This window comes from Massilia sp. Dwa41.01b, from assembly GCF_014171775.1.
Taxonomy (GTDB): Bacteria; Pseudomonadota; Gammaproteobacteria; order Burkholderiales; family Burkholderiaceae_D; genus Telluria.
Genome location: NZ_CP050454.1, coordinates 1,807,760 through 1,823,166 on the forward strand (window position 1 = coordinate 1,807,760; position 15,407 = coordinate 1,823,166).

A 15,407-nucleotide genomic window follows, 5' to 3' on the forward strand; every position below is an offset into this window, starting at 1 on the left:
GGACTAAAGGAAACCGGCTAAACGGTATGCCCTGTCACCGGGATGACGATGTCGATGCGCGTGCCCGGCGGCTCGTCGGCGCTGATTGTGATGTCTCCCTTCAGGCCCCAGACGCGCTCGCGCATGCCGATCAGGCCGAGGGATTCTGCCTTGTCCATGTCTTCCTCGCGGATGCCGCGGCCGTCGTCGCGGATCGTCACCAGCAGTTCGCCGTTGATGCGGTACAGGTTCATGGTGACGCTATGGGCCTGCGCGTGGCGGGCGACGTTGGTCAGCGCTTCCTGCACGATGCGGAAGATGGCCGTGCTGGCGGTATCGTCCAGGCGCAGTTCGGCTTCGTCGGCCAGCAGGGTGCAGGCGATGGCATAGCGCTCGGCGAAGTCCTCGCACAGGCCCTGCAGCGCAAAATACAGCCCGCCCTCGTCGAGCGCGCGCGGGCGCAGGTTGGTGGCGATGCGGCGCAGCGAGGCGATGGCGGTGAGCAGGTTGCCGTCCATGCCGTTAATCAGGCGCTGGGCGTCAAGCGTGGCGCCGCAGGCCTCGCGCAGCAGGGTGAGGTCCATGCGCAGCGAGGCCAGCAGTTGCCCGAGGTCGTCGTGCAGCTCGCGCGCGATGTGGGTGCGTTCCTCCTCGCGGATGGTCTGCAGCGCAGCCGACAACTGGCGCAGCTGGTCGTGCGAGCGCGCAAGCTTGTGCTCGACGCGGTGCCGCTCCGAGACGTCGCGCAGGATGATGGTGTAGAGGGTGACGCCGTCCTGGAAGGCGTCGGTGATCGAGCCTTCGATGGGGAAGGGATCGCCGCCCGCGCGCAGGCCGACCCCGGCGTAGTCGGTGGCGCGGCGGCCGGCGCGTCCGCCCAGGAAATAGTCGAGGGGCTATGGCCGCCATTGGCCGGCGCGCGGATGAAGCGCGCCGGGGGGGCCCAGCATCTGGGCAGCGGTGAGGCCGAACATGGACGCGGCCGCCGGGTTGGCCAGCACGATGCGGCTGGTTTCGTCGGCGGAGATGATGGCTTCGCCGGCGTTGTCGACGATGCGGCGGCTGTGGCGTGCGGGCGAGTCGCCGTGGTGGTCGGCATTCAGCGGGCAATCAGGTGGCCGCCGAGTAGCCCGAGCGCGAAAACCGCCGCGCCGCGCCCGCGCCGGGACCTGTTGCGTTGAAGTGTCATGGGGCTTCCTGCGAAGTCGCCCGCAATGCGGGCAAGCCTTCACGATACGGCGCGAACGGCTGAGCAGGATTGAGCGGGAGCAAACCGAGGGGCGTCGCGACGGCGCTGTGGGAACAGCGCACCACGCTCCGGACCCGGCATGAAACGGGGCCGGCCGGACCGCCGGACGGCCGGGCCGCCGGGCCGCCGGACCGCCGGACCGCCGGACCGCCGGACCGCCGGACCGCTCCCCATGAACGGTCCGGCACCGGGAGTGCCCCTTACATCTGCTTGAACAGATGCAGGAAGCTGCGGCTCACTTCGAGTTTTTCCGAACGGCCCTTGACGAGCACCAAGTGGCGGCCGCGGATGTCGCGTGTCACGCCTTCGATGGCATTCACGTTCACCAGGGTGGCGCGGTGGATCTGCCAGAACAGCGAAGGGTCGAGCTCGTCGGCCAGGTCGCGCACCGGCTTCCTGATCAGGGCTTCGAACTTTTCGGTTTGCACGCAGGTATATTTTTCGTCCGAGCGGAAGAACAGGATGTCCTCGACCGGAATCATGCGCAGGTCCTGGCCGATGCTGGCCTGGATCCACTGCAGGTGCTTCGGCTTGGGCGCGGCGATTTTTTCGGCCAGCTGCGACAGCATGGCCGTCACGCTGTCGTTGACCACCACCCCCGGCTTGCCCAGGCGCGCCTTGAGGCGTTCGACGGTGAGTTTCAGGCGCTCCGGTTCCGACGGCTTGAGCACGTAATCGACAGCGCCGCGCTCGAAGGCCTCGACCGCGTATTGGTCGTAGGCGGTCACGAACACGATCTGGCTGCGGTCGCCGATCTCGCGCGCCGCTTCCATCCCGGTCTTGCCCGGCATGCGGATGTCGAGGAAGGTCAGGTCGGGCTGGTGCTCTTCGACCAGTTCGACCGCTTCCTCGCCATTCTTGGCCTCGCCCACGATTTCCAGTTCGGGCCACACCTGCTCCAGGCGCATGCGCAGCTGGTCGCGCATCAGTCTTTCATCGTCGGCAATAATCGCAGTAGGCATGGTGGTGTCCGGTACAGGAAGGAGAGGGTGACAGGAGAGTAACAATTATTCAACGAAACCGCGTGACAGGCAAGGTCGGCCGAGGGACAGCCGTCGGCCTCGCGTCCTGGACGGTGCCTGCGCGGCGGAGCGCGGCATCAGCGCGACACCTGGTAGGGCACTTCGACCATGGCGATCACGCCGCTCGGGCTGTTGGCGGCAATGTGCAGCTGGCCGGCGTCGCCGTGCAGCAGGCGCAGGCGCTCACGGATGGTGGGCAGCCCCAGGCCGGTGCCGGTGCTGGGCACCACGCCGAAGCCCACGCCGTCGTCCGTCACGGTCACGCGCAGCTTGCCGTCGGCAACGTCGGCAACGATCTTCAGGGTGCCGCCCTCGGGTTTGCACTCGAGGCCGTGCTTGATCGCGTTCTCGACCATCGACTGCAGCATCATCGGCGGGAAGGAAGCCGTGCGCAGCTTCTCGGGAATGCGCATGTCCACCGTCAAACGTTCTTCCATGCGCATCTTCAGCAGGTTCAGGTAGGCCGTCACCATGTCGACCTCGCGGCCGAGGTTGGTAACCAGGTTGTTTTCGCGCATCTGCGGCAGCACGGCGCGCAGGTACTGGATCAGGCTGCGCTGCATGGCCGAGGCGCGTGGCGGATTGGTCTCGATCAGGTGCTCGACGGAAGCGAGCGTGTTGAACAGGAAGTGAGGCTCTACTTGCGCCTGCATCATCTGCATGCGGGCTTCGGACAACTGGCGCTGCATCGACTCGCGCTCGGCGGCGGCATTCGCGCTCAGGGTCTGCTGTTCGGCGCGCTTCTTGCCGCCGACCAGCGCCTTGGTGCCAAACAGGGCCAGCACCAGCAGCCAGACGAAGCTGGTGAACCAGGTCGAGGCCTGTTTGTGGTAACGCGACACTTTCGCTTCGGCCGCATCGTCGACCGCGCCTTCGATTGCCACCGACAATTCCTCGGCGATCTGGGGCGGCAATTCGATGTGCACCGCGTCCCCATTCGGGTGCGCGCCTTTGGGCAGGGCAAGGTCGGGCGCAGTGGTGCTGCCGCCAGTCCCGGCGGCGGGCGCGGGAGGTGTCGCAGGCGGTACCGGCGGGGTGGGCGTTGTCTCGGGCGCACCCGCACGCGGCTTGTTGCGCGGATTGAAATGGATGCCGCTGTCGTCGATCAGGATGCTCGCCTGCTCGCGGCGCGCGGCGCGCTCGGCCGCGGCAATCTCGGCTTCTCCGTCGGAAAACAGTTCTTCCTGCAGGATGGCGCCGGCGATCAGCAGCAGTGCCGCAAACAGAAAGAACTTCCACCACGACAGCTGGGTCACCCAGGTGGCCACCGCGTCGAAGGCACGGTAGAGCCACGAGAGGATGCCGGAAAAGGGATGGTGGACGGAGCTGCGCGCTTGCATGGTCAGGATAAGGTGGTCGGTTTCGATGGCGGAGCGAGTGTACCGCGTCCCCGCGCCCGGGTGCCGAAAAATTGATTGACGGAACAATCCGCCTTGCCGATGCCCGTGTTGGAATGTTGCAACTCTACCTGCCGGCGGGCGGGCATGTCAGCGGCGATGCGACAGCCTGCAGGAAGCGGGGAACAGGCTGCGCCCAGCCCCGTGGCTGCGCCGTGCGCACCTTTCATGCACCTTGCTTGAAATGCATTTCAGTCGCTGACAATCGGAAACCTTGCGCGGTATGATGAATCGGCATCCTCAACCAGCCGAATGCCGTTCGCTCCATGAAAGGAGTTACCGATGTCCGCCATTCCGAAACAATTCCGCCTCGTTACCCGCAGCGATTTCGATGGACTGGTCTGCGCGGTCCTGCTCAAGCACCTGAACCTGATCGACGACATCCTGTTCGTCCACCCCAAGGACATGCAGGACGGGAAAATCGCGATCGGCGAGCGCGACATCACGACCAATCTGCCCTACGTCGCTGGCGCCCACCTGGCTTTCGACCACCATTTGTCGGAAACCATCCGCAATAGTGGAGACCGGCGCAACCACGTGATCGATCCCGAAGCTCCCTCTGCCGCGCGCGTGGTCTGGGACCACTATGGCGGCGCGAGCATCTTCCCTGTGGCCTGGACCGAGATGATGGCGGCCGTCGACAAGGCCGACAGCGCACGCTTTACGCAAGAAGAAGTGCTGGCGCCCGCGGGCTGGAACCTGCTCAATTTTCTGATGGATGCGCGTACCGGACTCGGGCGCTTCCGCGACTTCCGCATCTCGAACTACCAGCTGATGATGGAACTCATCGACGCCTGCCGCCAGCACCCGATCGACACCATCATGGCGCTGCCGGACGTGCAGGAGCGTACCCGGCTGTACTTCGAGCACAACGAGCGTTGCAAGGAACAGATCCGGCGCTGCGCCCGCGTGCACGGCAACCTGGTCGTGCTCGACTTGCGCGAGGAAGCAACGATCTATGCCGGCAACCGTTTCGTTATCTACGCGCTCTTCCCGCAATCAAATATCTCGATTCACGTGCTATGGGGCCTGAAGAACCAGAACACGGTCTTCGCGGTCGGCAAATCCATCCTGGACCGCAGGTCGAAAACGAATATCGGCGCCTTGATGCTGGAATACGGCGGCGGCGGGCATGAGAACGCGGGCACCTGCCAGGTCTCGAACGAGATGGCGGAAGAGGTGCTGGGCGCACTGATACGGCGCATCACGCGCGAGGGCTGAGCGGCCAGGAGCCTGTTCCAGCAGGCCGGAGCCGCTGCTGGCGCGCCTGGCAAGCGGGTGCCCCGTTGCTCGTCGTTGCATGGCTCGCCATGCGGCCTCCTCAGGCCTTGCCCGCGCTTGCCATGCATCGCAGACGCGCATGTCGCCGTCCGCTTTCCCCTGCCTGCTGGAACAGCCTCTCAGGCCGGCATGCTGTCGCGCAGCAGTTCGCGGGCGGCGTCGGGCGCCAGCGGTTCCTGGAACAGCTTGCCGGCCAGGCCCTCGCAGCCATGGGCGGCAAGAAATTCCATCTGCGTGCGCGTTTCGACCGCGTCGCCGACCACCGGCATGTGCAGGTTGCGGCCGATGTCGATCAGCGTGCGTGCCATGGTGTTGCCCTTGTCGCCCTCGCCGTCGCCGTTATCGGCCTTGATGGCGTGCACCGCCGCTTTCGCCAGTTTCAGTTCGCCCACCATCAGTTCGCGCAGGAAGCCGATATCGGACAGGCCCTGGCCGAATTCGTCGATCGCCAGCCCCAGCCCGAGCTGGTGCAGCTGGGCGGCCAGGTCGCGCACCTGGCCGGGGTTGCGCAGCAGGGCCTCCTCGCGCAGCTCGATCTTCAGGTTGTCCGGGCTCAGGCCGTAATGCTCGAGGCGCGCGGCGATGGCCGTGACGAAGTCCTGCTGCGCGTATTCGCGCGGCGAGACGTTCACGCTGACGGGCACGCCCGTCACGCCCAGCTCCCTGAGTTCATACAGGAAGGTGCAGACCTGGTCGAGCACCCATGAGCCGAACTGGACGATGCGGCCGCTCTCCTCGGCTTCAGTCAGGAAGGCGGCGGGCAGCAGGACACCGTGCTCGGGGTGGCGCCAGCGCAGCAGGGCCTCGAAGCTGCGCACCTTGCCGCTGCGCGCGTCGATGCAGGGCTGGTACAGCACGAACAGTTCGCCGCGCTCGATGGCCTGCGACATGCCGGAATCGAGCTGCTGGCGCGCCTCGGTGGTCGACTTCATGTCGTTCGAGAAGAAGTGGATTTCGTTGCCCCCGGAAGCCTTGGCATGGTACATGGCGACATCCGCGGCGCGCACGAGGTCGGCCGCGCTGCTGCCGTCGTGCGGATAGACCGCCACGCCCAGGCTGGCCCCGACGGCGATTTCCTTGTGGTCGAACGAGACCGGCTGGGTCAGGCCCTGGCGCAGGCGCTCGATCATGCGCAGCGTGTAGCGCAGCGACGGCTGGTTGACCAGCACCAGCACGAATTCGTCGCCCGACAGGCGCGCCACGGTATCGCTGTCGCGCACCGATGCCTGCAGGCGCCGCGCCACCACTTTCAGGACGACGTCGCCGGCTTCGTGGCCGAAGGTGTCGTTGATGGTCTTGAAGTTGTTCAGGTCGATCAGCACGACGCCCACCAGCGACTTCTGGCGCTGCGACAGGTGCAGTGCCTGTTCGAGCCGGTCCCACAGCAGATTGCGGTTGGCCAGGCCCGTCAGCGCGTCGTGGTTGACCTCGTGTTCGAGGTGGGCGGTGCGCTGCTTGGTGGCGGTGACGTCCAGGATGACGCCGATGAAATGGGTCGTCGCGCCGTGTTCGTCAAGCACCGGCGTGATGGAGAGGTCGTTCCAGAACAGCTCGCCGTTCTTGCGCAGGTTGCGGAACACGACGTTGACAGGCTCGTGTGCACTGATCGCCTCGCGTACGCGGCTGCGTTCGTTCAGGTCCATGCCGGGTGCGGCCATGAAGCGCGAGTCGCGCCCGATCACTTCGCTTGCCGCGTAGCCGGTGATGCGTTCGAAGGCCGGGTTGACGTATTCGATGGGCGTGTCGCGGCCATCGATGCCGGTGATGACGATGCCGTTGCTGGTGGCGTGCAGGGCGCGCTCGCGCAGGCGCAGCATGCGTTCCTGCTCGCGCCGCGCGGAGATGTCGATCCCCATGCCGAACAGGTACTGGTTGCCGTTGGCGGGCACGCGCGCCCCGCACAGGAGCATGGGCGTCTCGCGCCCGCTGCGCGCAATGAAGTTGGCCTCGATGGCCACCTCCTCGCCGTTCTCGAACACGCGGCGGATGCTCTCGGCGATCAGGGACCGGGTTTTCAGGTCGAACAGTTCGACAGCGTTGCTGGCCGCAATTTCCTCCGGCGTCATTTCGGTGATGCGTTCGTGGTTGCGGTTCCAGAGGATGAAGCGGCCCTCCCGGTTGAGCGCATAGAAGGTGCCGGGCAGCAGGTCGACGATCGTGGCCATCGGCGTGCGCCCGACCAGCACGGCATCGGGCGTGGCGTCGTCGTGGACGTTGTCGATGGCGGCCACCCAGATGTGGGTGACGCCATCGGGACCGGCCTGGGGAGCAAGTCCCAGGTTCGCCTTGACCACGCCGCCATCGGCATGGCGCAGCACGACCTGGTTGGTACGGCCATGGTCCTCCGCCAGCCCGCGCCAGCGCTCGTTGCGGTCCTCGGGTTCGACGCCGACGAGCAGGGCACCCAGCGGCTGGCCGATCACGTCGCCGGCTGGAAAACCGAGCAGGCGCTCGCATGCGCTGTTCCAGGCCGCGATGATGCCGGACTCGTCGACCAGGAAGGCTGCATTGGCAGTCGGTAGGGACAAGAACATGCTCAGCGCCTTTCAAGGTGGGAGCCACCCTAGTTGGACTCGCTAAAGACTACGCGTGTTCCCCAAGTTTCGTCGCATGATGCTGAATAAAGCAAAAGCCACGGCACTGCCGTGGCTTTTCCATGTCGAAAGGGCGACGGGCCGGGCCCGGTATTGCTTCAGGCTGCCACGGTTTCCTGTTTCGGCGGCAAGGCGATCTCGTTGTCGACGCTGAACTGGTAGTCCTTGAACACGTGTTCCGCGCTCAGGATCTGGTAGTTGCCGTCGGCCAGTTTGTGGGTGGTGTCCTTCAGGCGGTAGGTGTAGTGGCCGCAGGTCCAGCAATTGAAGTTGCGCATGTGCGTGCACAGGCAGGTCTTGTCCATCACCGATACCGTCTTCGTATCCGGATTGGCCAGCACTTCGCGGTTGTACGAATTGATGTAGGCGCAATTGCCGGTGGCGTCCAGCAGGTAGCCGTAGGATTCGCAGCCCGGGCGGATGCCGGAACCGATCGCCGGCGTGCTCTTGAGCATGCGCATCGGGTAGCCGGTCGGCGAGATGCCGTTGACGATGATGTCTTCCTCGCTGGCGCGGAAGTATTCCTGCTTGACGTTGTCGGGCAGGCCGCACTCGTGGGTGACGGTGAAACGGGTCGCCACCTGCACGCCGCCCACGCCTTTTTCCAGGAAACCCACGGCGTCGGAACCGGTGAACACGCCGCCGGCCGCGATCAGGGGAATATCGATGTTTTCCGCACGCATATAGGCGAGGATTTCGTCGATGATCAGGTGCAGGTCGTAGTTCTTCCAGTCGAAACCGAAGCCAAGGTGGCCGCCGGCCAGCGGGCCTTCGACGATGATGAAATCGGGCGGGCGGTTCAGTTTCGCCACCTTGCGCAGGAATAGCTGCAGCGCGCGGACCGAAGACACGATGATGCCCAGCTTGGCTTCGCGGAAGCGCGGATGGTCCTTGATCAGTTCGAACGAGCCCAGATGCAGGCCGGCCGACATGGTGATGCCGTCGATGCCGGCGTCCAGGGCCGAAGACAGGCGCGTGCGCAGCGTTTCCTTGGGCGCATTCATGGTCAGCTTTTCCATGCAGTTCACGAAAATCAGGCCATCGCCCTTTTTCGCCGCCATGGTAGCGCCCACGTGCAGGCGCGTCGCTTCGGCCAGGCGCTCGAGGTCGAACTGCACCACCGCCTTGTCCATGTTGTTGATGTTGAACTTGTAGAGCTTGGTCTTGTCCTTGACGAAGGTGGTGTCGAACTTGCGGTCCGACACGTCCTGCACCATGGCGTCCGAGATGTGACCAATGCCGCCGAGGCGCGCCGCTTCCAGCGCCAGTTCGGAGGTCGAAATGTCCACGCCCATTCCGCCAATCATGATGGGCACGTATTCCTTGTTGCCCAGACGCAGGCGGAAATCATCAACACGTTTCATTGCTATCCTTAGACTACCGAAGTTGCGCTTGTCCGGCGGGCAGGCCACGACGGGCGGGCGCACGCGAGCAAGTTTTTTGCTGCCTTTATTCTACCCCAAGCAAAAAGAGGGCAGCGCGAGGCATGGGACGATGGAGCGGGGCAAAGCGACGCAGGAGGCCGCGTTCGCGGACCCCGCACGACACGAGCGATCCATTAGTCGCGGAAATTGTTGAACGCCAGCGGCAGGTCCTGCACATCCTTGCGCAAGAGCGCCATGGCCGCCTGCAGGTCGTCGCGCTTGGCGCCGGTGACACGCACGGTTTCGCCCTGGATCGAGGCCTGCACCTTCATCTTGCTTTCCTTGATCGCCTTGGTGATCTTCTTGGCGTCTTCGGTCTCGATGCCGTTGCGCACCTTGATGAGCTGCTTGACCTTGTCGCCGCCGATCTTCTCGACCTTTTCCTCGTCGAGGAAGCGGACGTCGACCTTACGCTTGGTCATTTTATTGACCAGCACGTCCTTCACCTGGCTCAGCTGGAAGTCGGAGTCGGCGAACAGAGTCAGTTCGCGTTCCTTCTGCTCGACCTTGGCCGAGCTGCCCTTGAAGTCGAAGCGGGTGGTGATTTCCTTGTTCGATTGCTCAACGGCATTCTTTACTTCAACCATGTCTGCTTCGCAGACCACGTCAAACGATGGCATGGCGGTTCCTTTTCGGGTTTCTCTATTATTGCAAATTCATAAGTGGCAGTATTTTAACGGACTGGCCGGAATAGAACGACCGTTTTTGCCGTCAGGACAGGGCTTACCCCTATAATCGACCCGTTTTCGCCTTTGCCCATCCCGACACCATGCACTCCACGCTCCCGATCGAACACGACGTTTCGCTGCAAGCTTTCAATACCTTCGGCCTGCCGGCAAGGGCGCGCCGCTACCTGCGCGTGTCGGACCCCGCCCAGCTCGACGGGCTGCGCCAGGACCCGGAAGCCGCGAGCCTGCCCCGTTTCGTGCTCGGCGGCGGCAGCAACGTGCTGCTCACGCGCGATGTCGAGGCACTGGTGCTGCACATGGTCATCCCCGGTCGCGAAATCGTGGGCGAGGAGGGCGATGCCGTGCTCGTACGCGCCGGCGCCGGCGAGAACTGGCACGCCTTCGTCGACTTCACGCTGTCCCAGGGCCTGGGCGGGCTGGAAAACCTGTCGCTGATCCCCGGCACGGTCGGCGCCGCACCGATCCAGAATATCGGGGCCTACGGGCTCGAAATCAAGGATGTGTTCCATTCGCTCACGACCTACGACCTGGCCAGCGGCGCACGGCGGGTGCTGGCAGCTGCCGATTGCCGCTTCGGCTATCGCGACAGCCTGTTCAAGCATCCCGAAGGCGCGGACCTGGTCGTGCTCGACGTCACTTTTGCGCTGCCGCGCGCCTGGCGGCCGAACCTGCGCTACGCCGAGCTGGCCCAGGCCGCCGAGGCCGCCGGCCTGGCCGACCCGACGCCGCGCCAGGTCAGCGACCTGGTCGTTGCCATCCGACGCCGCAAGCTGCCCGACCCGGCCGACATTGGCAATGCCGGCAGCTTCTTCAAGAAATCCGGTCGTCAGCGCGGCGCAGTGCACGGCGCTGCTGGAGCGTTTCCCGCAACTGGTGCACCATGCGCAGCCCGACGGCAGCGAGAGCTGGCCGCAGGCTGGCTCATCGACCAATGCGGCTGGAAGGGGAAAAACCTGGGCGCGGCCGGCGTTTATCCGAGGCAGGCGCTGGTATTGGTGAACAATGGCGGCGCGACCGGGGCCGAGGTGCAGGCGCTGGCGCGGGCGATCCAGACGATGTGCTGGCACGCTTCGGGGTGGCACTGGAGCCGGAGCCGGTGTTCGTGTGAGGCAATGAGTCCGGGGTGCTGGCGGACGGCCGGGAGGACCCGTCAAACGACGGGCAGTGCGAACTGCTCGCCCGCACCCGGCCTCGGGCAATTAGGCCCTGAAGGCCACCACCCGGTTGCGCCCGCGCGCCTTGGCCGCTTCGATCGCCTCGCCGGCGCGCGTTACCACGCCCTCGAACTGGGCATCGTCCTGCGGCACCGTGGTGGCCACGCCGACCGAGATGGTGACGATGCGGCGCTGCGGTTCCGGATGCGAGAGGGCCAGGCGCTCGATGGCGGCGCGGCAGGCCTCTGCCACCTGCACCGCGCCGTCCAGGCCCGTGTCGGGCAGCAGGATCGCAAACTGCTTGCCGTCGAAACGCGCCGCCACGTCGGCCGCGCGCTTGAGCTGGCCGGTGAGCACGCCAGCCAGGCGGCGCAGGCAGATATCGCCCGCGTCGCGCCCTAAACGCTCGTTGAAATAATCGAAATTGTCGACGTCGCACAGCAGCAGCGACAGCGGCTGGCTGCTGCGGCGCGCGCGCTGCCATTCGCCCTGCGCGACCTCTTCGAAACGGCGGCGGTTCGGAATCCCGGTCAGGTTGTCGTAGCCGGCCAGGCGGTCGAGCTCGGCCTGGATGCGCGCCAGCGCTTCTTCTGTCTGGCGCAGGCGGCGCAGGGCATCGTCGCGCTCCAGCGCTGCGCGCGAAGCAAGCGCATGGTAGCGCAGGCGCGCCAGCATTTCGGTGCGGCTCGGCAGGCCGGCCAGGTAGTCGCTGGCGCCGGCGGCGAAGGCGGCCTCGCGGCCCTGCGCCGCGGCATCGTCGCTTGCCTGCGGTGCCAGCACCAGCAGAGGCAGCTCGCGCGAGCGCCTGTCGTCGCGGCAGGCGTGCAGGAAAGCGTGGTCGTCGGCGTCGGCCAGCGCGCGCGATCAGCGAAGGACGCAGGCTCGCCACCTGTTCCAGCGCGCGCTCGGCGTCGGTCAAGACCAGTTCGATGTCGTCGACGCCGGCAAGCATCTCGCGCAAGGCGGCGGCGGCAGGCGGCGCGCCGACCAGCAACACGCGGCAGGGAGCGTTCTGGAACTGGACGGCGGAGGTGGATGGCATCGGATTGGCTGAGGTGAGCATGAACCTCGATTCTACCCCGAGGTATCGTCGGAATGTTGCTTTTTGGCGACGGCCGCTGCTGGCTTACAACGGAATCGAAGGCCTGCGCGTGATCCGTTATGCTTGCGCCAATTCGCAAGGAGAAACACCATGAAAGCAATCGTTACCGGATACTCGAAAGGCCTGGGCGCGGCCATCGCCGCCGAACTGCTCGGGCGCGGGATCCCTGTGCTGGGCCTGGCGCGGGGACGGGCGCCCGATCTGGCTGCGCGCTTCCCCGATGCCTTGCAGGCGGTGGAACTCGACCTGGCCGACCCGGCCGCGCTGACCGCCTTCCTGGCGGGCGGCACGCTGGCAAGCTGGGTGCAGGGCAGCGACATGGTCCTGCTGGTCAACAATGCCGGCGTGGTGTGGCCGGTGGGGCCGCTGGCCGAGCAGGATCCTGCAGCCGCCGTGCAAGCGGTGACGGTCAACGTGGCGGCGCCGCTGGCGCTGGTCGCCGCCGCCGTCCGCGCGTCGAACGGCGCCGAGCGGCGCATCCTGCACGTGTCGAGCGGTGCCGGACGCAGCGCCTATCCCGGCTGGAGCGTGTACTGCGCCACCAAGGCTGCGCTCGACCGCCATGCCGAGGCGGTGGCGCTGGACGGCGACGCGTCCGTGCGCTGCTGCAGCCTGGCGCCGGGCGTGATCGACACCGGCATGCAGGCCGAGATCCGCGCCACGCCGGAATCGCGCTTTCCGATGAAGGAACGCTTCGTGCAACTGAAGGCCCAGGGCGGACTGAATTCGCCCGAAGCCTGCGCGTGCGCGCTGGTCGACTACCTGCTGGCGCCGCGTTTCGGCAGCAAGCCGGTGGACGATTTACGCAACGCGTGAACCTGCAGGGTGGGGTAATCGAGGCCCCGCCTCGATTATCCCACCCTACGAAAAGCGACAAAAAAGCCGCCCGGAGGCGGCTGTCGTTCCTGCGCGGCGAGATTACTGCCCGCGCTTGGCCCGCGCCTTGGCCGCGATGCGCATGCGCAGCGCGTTGAGCTTGATGAAGCCGCCCGCATCGGCCTGGTTGTAGGCGCCGCCGTCCTCGTCAAAAGTAGCGATGTTCATGTCGAACAGCGAGTCCGTTTTGGAGTCGCGCGAGACCACGATCACGTTGCCCTTGTAGAGCTTGATGCGCACCCAGCCGTTCACGGTCGCCTGGGTGTGGTCGATCAGCGTCTGGAGTGCGACGCGCTCCGGCGCCCACCAGTAGCCGTTATAGATGAGCGAGGCGTAGCGCGGCATCAGGTCATCCTTCAGGTGCGCCACTTCGCGGTCGAGCGTGATCGATTCGATCGCGCGGTGGGCGCGCAGCATGATGGTGCCGCCCGGGGTCTCGTAGCAGCCGCGCGACTTCATGCCGACGTAGCGGTTTTCCACCAGGTCGAGGCGGCCGATGCCGTGCTTGCCGCCCAGGCGGTTCAGCTCCGTCAGCACTTCGGCGGGCGACATGCGCTTGCCGTTCAGCGCGACGATGTCGCCGCGCTCGTATTCGATGTCGAGGTACTCGGCTTCGTCCGGTGCCGCTTCCGGGCTCACCGTCCAGCGCCACATCGATTCCTCGGCTTCCGCGCTCGGGTTCTCCAGGTGGCGGCCTTCGAAGCTGATGTGCAGCAGGTTGGCATCCATCGAATAGGGCGCGCCGCCGTTCTTGTGCTTCATGTCGACGGCGATGCCGGCGTCCTCCGCGTACTTCAGCAATTTTTCGCGCGACAGCAGGTCCCACTCGCGCCATGGGGCGATGATCTTCACATCGGGTTTGAGCGCATAGGCACCGAGCTCGAAGCGCACCTGGTCGTTGCCCTTGCCGGTCGCACCGTGCGAGACGGCATCGGCGCCGGTCTCGTTGGCGATCTCGATCAGGCGCTTGGCGATCAGGGGACGCGCGATCGAGGTGCCCAGCAGGTACTCGCCTTCATAGACGGTGTTAGCACGGAACATCGGGAACACGAAGTCGCGCACGAATTCCTCGCGCACGTCGTCGATGTAGATGTTTTCCGGCTTGATGCCGAACTTGATGGCCTTGGCGCGTGCCGGCTCGAGTTCTTCGCCCTGGCCGAGGTCGGCCGTGAAGGTCACGATCTCGCAGCCGTAATGGTCTTGCAGCCATTTCAGGATGACGGAGGTGTCGAGGCCGCCCGAGTAGGCGAGAACTACTTTTTTGATGTCGCTCATGGAGATTCCAGTGTGGAGGGAGGTGGGTAGGTCAGCCGGCCCGCTGTCCAAAAACAGCGGGACCGACGATCAAACTAAAGGTGCTGCAGGGTTCAACTAACAATAATCAGGTGGTCTCCAACCTGCCGAGCAGCAGGTATTCGATCAGTGCCTTCTGCACGTGCAGGCGGTTTTCGGCTTCATCCCAGACCACCGACTGCGGTCCGTCGATCACCTCGGCCGCGACTTCCTCGCCGCGGTGGGCCGGCAGGCAGTGCATGAAGATGGCATCCGGATTGGCGCGCGCCATCTTGGCGGCATCGACGATGAAGCCGTCGAAGTCCTTCAGGCGCTGGGCGTTTTCCTTTTCAAAACCCATGCTGGTCCACACGTCCGTGCTGACCAGGTGCGCGCCTTCGCAGGCATCCGATGGGTTGTCGAAACGCGTGTAGCGGTTTGTGGAGACCAGCGCCGGGTCGAGGTCGTAGCCCTGTGGCGTGGAGATATTCAGGTGGAAGCCGAACACTTCAGCCGCCTGCAGCCAGGAGTAGAGCATGTTGTTGGCGTCGCCGATCCAGGCAACAAGCTTGCCGGCGATCGGGCCGCGGTGCTCGTAGAAGGTGAAGATGTCGGCCAGCACCTGGCAGGGATGGTGTTCGTTGGTCAGGCCATTAATCACCGGCACGCGCGAGTGGGCCGCGAAGCGCTCGATGATGTCCTGGCCGAAGGTGCGCACCATGATGATGTCGCACATGCGGCTCATCACCTGGCCCGCGTCTTCCACCGGCTCGCCGCGACCCAGCTGGCTGTCGCGCGTGTTCAGGTAGATCGCCGCGCCGCCCAGCTGGTGCATGCCGGCTTCGAAGGACAGGCGCGTGCGCGTCGAGCTCTTCTCGAACACCATCACCAGCGTGCGGTCGACCAGCGGGTGGTAGACCTCGTAGGCCTTGAACTTGCGCTTGATGACCTTCGCGCGCTCGATGACGTATTCGAATTCGTCGAGGGAGAAGTCGGAGAACTGCAGAAAATGTTTGATCGGCTTGATCGCGTCGGCGCCTGGCATATCGTGTCTTGGATGCTGTTATCCAGCTGATTATAGAGGGTTTCTACAAGATATGCGGCAGTGCGTCATTTGTGGCGCCAAGGCGCAGGTCTGGGGTCAGGTCTGACATTTGGACACGACCTCAAGCGTATCAGAGCCAGGCAAGCGCGCTTTTCTCGAGCAAGGCTGAGTCCCGTGTCCGAATGTCAGACCTGACCCCGGCCCTTTGGTTGTCAGGGCGCAGGTCTGGGGTCAGGTCTGACATTTGGACACGACCTCAAGCGTATCAGGGCCAGGCAAGCGCGCTTTTCTCGAGCAAGGCTGAGTCCGTGTCCGAATGTCAG

At 65.2% G+C, this 15,407-nt stretch carries 13 protein-coding genes and 1 pseudogene; 4 read left to right on the forward strand and 10 right to left on the reverse strand.

Features of this window, described 5'->3' with window-relative positions:
• Positions 1 to 17: 17 nt before the first annotated feature.
• The 4 genes from G4G28_RS25520 to G4G28_RS08220 form a co-directional block, all read right to left on the reverse strand.
• Positions 18 to 659, reverse strand: coding sequence for a sensor histidine kinase (locus G4G28_RS25520; protein WP_229507955.1), 642 nt, complete (start codon positions 657 to 659; stop codon positions 18 to 20).
• A 216-nt stretch (positions 660 to 875) separates the two neighbouring features.
• Positions 876 to 1,211, reverse strand: coding sequence for a PAS domain-containing protein (locus G4G28_RS25525; protein ID WP_229507956.1), 336 nt, complete (start codon positions 1,209 to 1,211; stop codon positions 876 to 878).
• 217 nt (positions 1,212 to 1,428) lie between these two features.
• The gene (locus G4G28_RS08215; RefSeq protein WP_182991571.1) at positions 1,429 to 2,190 is read right to left on the reverse strand and encodes a LytTR family DNA-binding domain-containing protein; all 762 of its coding nucleotides are present in this window, start codon (positions 2,188 to 2,190) and stop codon (positions 1,429 to 1,431) included.
• 137 nt (positions 2,191 to 2,327) lie between these two features.
• Positions 2,328 to 3,590, reverse strand: coding sequence for a sensor histidine kinase (locus G4G28_RS08220; protein ID WP_182991572.1), 1,263 nt, complete (start codon positions 3,588 to 3,590; stop codon positions 2,328 to 2,330).
• 339 nt (positions 3,591 to 3,929) lie between these two features.
• Here G4G28_RS08220 and G4G28_RS08225 point away from each other — a divergent pair, with 339 nt between their 5' ends.
• Entirely contained in the window at positions 3,930 to 4,868 is a 939-nt protein-coding gene (locus tag G4G28_RS08225; protein ID WP_182991573.1) for an exopolyphosphatase, read from the forward strand.
• A 179-nt stretch (positions 4,869 to 5,047) separates the two neighbouring features.
• Here the strand turns inward: G4G28_RS08225 and G4G28_RS08230 are convergent, their stop codons facing one another.
• The 3 genes from G4G28_RS08230 to G4G28_RS08240 all read right to left on the reverse strand — a co-directional run bounded on the left by G4G28_RS08230 (position 5,048) and on the right by G4G28_RS08240 (position 9,566).
• Positions 5,048 to 7,462, reverse strand: a complete 2,415-nt coding sequence (locus tag G4G28_RS08230) for a bifunctional diguanylate cyclase/phosphodiesterase (protein ID WP_182991574.1) — start codon at positions 7,460 to 7,462, stop codon at positions 5,048 to 5,050.
• A gap of 158 nt (positions 7,463 to 7,620) precedes the next feature.
• The gene (locus tag G4G28_RS08235; RefSeq protein ID WP_182991575.1) at positions 7,621 to 8,886 is read right to left on the reverse strand and encodes a nitronate monooxygenase; all 1,266 of its coding nucleotides are present in this window, start codon (positions 8,884 to 8,886) and stop codon (positions 7,621 to 7,623) included.
• A 194-nt stretch (positions 8,887 to 9,080) separates the two neighbouring features.
• Complete coding sequence (locus G4G28_RS08240) at positions 9,081 to 9,566, reverse strand: YajQ family cyclic di-GMP-binding protein (RefSeq protein ID WP_182991576.1); 486 nt, start codon at positions 9,564 to 9,566, stop codon at positions 9,081 to 9,083.
• A gap of 149 nt (positions 9,567 to 9,715) precedes the next feature.
• Between G4G28_RS08240 and murB the strand changes: the two are divergent.
• Positions 9,716 to 10,642 (forward strand): annotated as a pseudogene (gene murB / locus G4G28_RS08245) (UDP-N-acetylmuramate dehydrogenase); the annotation flags it as partial.
• A gap of 192 nt (positions 10,643 to 10,834) precedes the next feature.
• Here murB and G4G28_RS08250 read toward each other — a convergent pair.
• Positions 10,835 to 11,569, reverse strand: coding sequence for a diguanylate cyclase domain-containing protein (locus G4G28_RS08250; protein WP_183108232.1), 735 nt, complete (start codon positions 11,567 to 11,569; stop codon positions 10,835 to 10,837).
• Positions 11,570 to 11,718: 149 nt separating this feature from the next.
• Here G4G28_RS08250 and G4G28_RS08255 point away from each other — a divergent pair, with 149 nt between their 5' ends.
• Together G4G28_RS08255 and G4G28_RS08260 are read left to right on the forward strand one after the other, a co-directional pair.
• Positions 11,719 to 11,985 carry a hypothetical protein gene (locus tag G4G28_RS08255; RefSeq protein WP_183108233.1) on the forward strand — a complete coding sequence of 89 codons (267 nt, stop codon included), beginning with the start codon at positions 11,719 to 11,721 and terminating at the stop codon, positions 11,983 to 11,985.
• Positions 11,982 to 12,707, forward strand: coding sequence for an SDR family oxidoreductase (locus G4G28_RS08260; RefSeq protein WP_183108234.1), 726 nt, complete (start codon positions 11,982 to 11,984; stop codon positions 12,705 to 12,707). Before G4G28_RS08255 ends, G4G28_RS08260 begins: the two co-directional genes overlap by 4 nt.
• Before the next feature lie 102 nt (positions 12,708 to 12,809).
• Here the strand turns inward: G4G28_RS08260 and G4G28_RS08265 are convergent, their stop codons facing one another.
• Complete coding sequence (locus G4G28_RS08265; protein WP_182991580.1) at positions 12,810 to 14,042, reverse strand: argininosuccinate synthase; 1,233 nt, start codon at positions 14,040 to 14,042, stop codon at positions 12,810 to 12,812.
• A 106-nt stretch (positions 14,043 to 14,148) separates the two neighbouring features.
• Positions 14,149 to 15,084, reverse strand: a complete 936-nt coding sequence (argF, locus tag G4G28_RS08270; protein WP_182991581.1) for an ornithine carbamoyltransferase — start codon at positions 15,082 to 15,084, stop codon at positions 14,149 to 14,151.
• Positions 15,085 to 15,407: the final 323 nt, after the last annotated feature.

Coding starts and splice junctions, on each gene's coding strand:
- G4G28_RS08215 (WP_182991571.1), bottom strand. CDS start 2,190: ATGCCTACTGCGATTATTGCCGACGATGAAAGACTGATGCGCGACCAG.
- G4G28_RS08220 (WP_182991572.1), bottom strand. CDS start 3,590: ATGCAAGCGCGCAGCTCCGTCCACCATCCCTTTTCCGGCATCCTCTCG.
- G4G28_RS08225 (WP_182991573.1), top strand. CDS start 3,930: ATGTCCGCCATTCCGAAACAATTCCGCCTCGTTACCCGCAGCGATTTC.
- G4G28_RS08230 (WP_182991574.1), bottom strand. CDS start 7,462: ATGTTCTTGTCCCTACCGACTGCCAATGCAGCCTTCCTGGTCGACGAG.
- G4G28_RS08235 (WP_182991575.1), bottom strand. CDS start 8,886: ATGAAACGTGTTGATGATTTCCGCCTGCGTCTGGGCAACAAGGAATAC.
- G4G28_RS08240 (WP_182991576.1), bottom strand. CDS start 9,566: ATGCCATCGTTTGACGTGGTCTGCGAAGCAGACATGGTTGAAGTAAAG.
- G4G28_RS08255 (WP_183108233.1), top strand. CDS start 11,719: ATGTCGTCGACGCCGGCAAGCATCTCGCGCAAGGCGGCGGCGGCAGGC.
- G4G28_RS08260 (WP_183108234.1), top strand. CDS start 11,982: ATGAAAGCAATCGTTACCGGATACTCGAAAGGCCTGGGCGCGGCCATC.
- G4G28_RS08265 (WP_182991580.1), bottom strand. CDS start 14,042: ATGAGCGACATCAAAAAAGTAGTTCTCGCCTACTCGGGCGGCCTCGAC.
- argF (WP_182991581.1), bottom strand. CDS start 15,084: ATGCCAGGCGCCGACGCGATCAAGCCGATCAAACATTTTCTGCAGTTC.